Source organism: Neisseria sp. P0001.S005, assembly GCF_051963715.1.
Genome location: NZ_JBQCTZ010000386.1, coordinates 1 through 1,598 on the forward strand (window position 1 = coordinate 1; position 1,598 = coordinate 1,598).

Below are 1,598 nucleotides of genomic sequence, written 5' to 3' on the forward strand. Positions count from 1 at the left end.
AAACCCACCCTGATTAAATTTTGGGCAAGTTGGTGTCCTTTGTGTTTGTCCGAATTGGGACAAACCGAAAAATGGGCGCAAGATACAAAATTCGGTTCTGCCAACCTGATTACCGTTGCCTCGCCCGGTTTTCTACATGAGAAAAAAGACGGTGACTTCCAGAAATGGTATGCCGGTTTGAACTATCCCAAGCTGCCCGTCGTGACCGACAACGGCGGCACCATCGCCCAAAGCCTGAATATCAGTGTTTACCCTTCTTGGGCGTTAATCGGTAAAGACGGCGACGTGCAGCGCATCGTCAAAGGCAGCATCAACGAAGCGCAGGCATTGGCGTTAATCCGCGACCCGAATGCCGATTTAGGTCGTCTGAAAAATTCGTTCTACAAACCCGACACACAGAAAAAGGATTCAGCAATCATGAATACGCGCACCATCTATCTCGCCGGTGGCTGCTTCTGGGGCTTGGAAGCCTATTTCCAACGCATAGACGGCGTGGTTGACGCAGTATCCGGCTATGCCAACGGCAAAACGGAAAACCCAAGCTACGAAGACGTTTCCTACCGCGATACAGGCCATGCCGAAACCGTCAAAGTCACCTACGATGCCGACAAACTCAGCCTAGACGACATCCTGCAATATTTCTTCCGCGTCGTTGACCCGACCAGCCTCAACAAACAAGGCAACGACACCGGCACGCAATACCGCAGCGGCGTATACTACACCGACCCCGCCGAAAAAGCTGTCATCGCCGCCGCCCTCAAACGCGAGCAGCAAAAATACAAACAGCCCCTTGTCGTCGAAAACGAGCCGCTGAAAAACTTCTACGATGCCGAGGAATACCATCAGGACTACCTGATTAAAAACCCCAACGGCTATTGCCACATTGACATCCGCAAAGCCGACGAACCGCTGCCGGGCAAAACCAAAGCCGCCCCGCAAGGCAAAGGCTTCGACGCGGCAACGTATAAAAAACCCAGTGATGCCGAACTCAAACGCATCCTGACCGAAGAGCAATACCAAGTGACCCAAAAAAGCGCGACCGAATACGCCTTCAGCCACGAATACGACCATCTGTTCAAACCCGGCATTTATGTGGACGTCGTCAGCGGTGAACCCCTGTTCAGCTCCGCCGACAAATTCGATTCCGGCTGCGGCTGGCCGAGCTTCACTCACCCGATTAACGCCTCTGCTGTTACCGAACACGACGATTTCAGCTACAACATGCGCCGCACCGAAGTGCGCAGCCATGCCGCCGACTCACACTTGGGACACGTTTTCCCCGACGGCCCGAAAGACAAAGGCGGCCTGCGCTATTGCATCAACGGCGCGAGCCTGAAATTCATCCCGCTGGAACAAATGGACGCGGCAGGCTACGGCGCGTTGAAAGGCAAAGTGAAATAACGGATTGAATCAAAAAAGGCCGTCTGAAAAAGATTTCAGACGGCCTTTTTAATTTGTCGGATGCAAAGGGTTGGTTTCTTATCTATCAAAAAATCTCAATAACTAAGAAAGTGCGCCCTGCAAAAACCTTTTAAATTCGTTTTGCCAACTCTTCGGCTTTACCCACATACAACGCAGGGGTCAGCTCAAGCAATTTG

Annotated in this window: 1 protein-coding gene; it reads left to right on the forward strand. The window is 52.0% G+C overall.

All coding sequences use genetic code 11. The annotated features are described in order from the left end of the window. Positions 1 to 1,401, forward strand: a 1,401-nt coding sequence (gene msrAB, locus ACTHSP_RS20445; RefSeq protein ID WP_440346814.1) for a bifunctional peptide-methionine (S)-S-oxide reductase MsrA/peptide-methionine (R)-S-oxide reductase MsrB, incomplete at its 5' end; no start/stop codon positions are given. Positions 1,402 to 1,598: the final 197 nt, after the last annotated feature.